The organism is Streptomyces sp. GbtcB7 (assembly GCF_019091445.1).
GTDB lineage: Bacteria > Actinomycetota > Actinomycetes > Streptomycetales > Streptomycetaceae > Streptomyces > Streptomyces mirabilis.
This window is the reverse complement of the sequence record NZ_JAGXJM010000438.1, coordinates 1-252: the sequence shown is the minus strand read 5'-3', so window position 1 is coordinate 252 and position 252 is coordinate 1. Positions and strand designations below refer to the sequence as shown.

Sequence of the window (252 nt, the reverse complement as noted above, 5' to 3'; positions counted from 1 at the left end):
GCGGGTGCAGACCCGGGGGAAGGCGCCCTGCCAGGCGTTCCTGCGCCCCTGGCCGGCGCGCGCGAACCCGTCCCCCCAGGGGTAGCGGGGGCCTGCCGAGCCCCCGCGCGCCGCGTACTCCCACTCCGCCCCGGTGGGCCGCCGGGCGCCCGCCCCGAAAACGGCCTCCCCCCCCAGGGGGTGCAGCGGCAGGGGGAGTCCCACCGGACTGCCGGACCGCCCCCCCTCCCTCACCAGGCCCGGCGCCCCCAC

General features: G+C 82.1%; 1 pseudogene. It reads right to left on the bottom strand.

The features are described from left to right. A pseudogene (locus KVT44_RS59790) lies at window positions 1-153 on the bottom strand (SUMF1/EgtB/PvdO family nonheme iron enzyme); the annotation flags it as partial. Window positions 154-252 lie beyond the last annotated feature (99 nt).